At 51.8% G+C, this 224-nt stretch carries 1 rRNA gene; it reads right to left on the reverse strand.

Annotation, left to right across the window (positions count from 1 at the left end):
• A 16S ribosomal RNA gene (locus KJS65_RS29655) occupies positions 1 to 223 on the reverse strand; the annotation flags it as partial.
• Position 224 lies beyond the last annotated feature (1 nt).

Raw genomic sequence — 224 nt, forward strand, 5'->3', positions numbered from 1 at the left:
TCCCAGTGTGGCCGTTCACCCTCTCAGGTCGGCTACGCATCGTCGCCTTGGTGAGCCGTTACCCCACCAACTAGCTAATGCGCCGCAGGCCCATCTATAAGTGACAGATTGCTCCGTCTTTCATTATTTCTCCAGGAGAAGAAATAAATTATCCGGTATTAGCTACCGTTTCCGGTAGTTATCCCAGTCTTACAGGCAGGTTGCCTACGTGTTACTCACCCGTC

Origin of the sequence: Paenibacillus sp. J23TS9 (genome assembly GCF_018403225.1) — a bacterium.
GTDB lineage: Bacteria > Bacillota > Bacilli > Paenibacillales > Paenibacillaceae > Paenibacillus_AQ.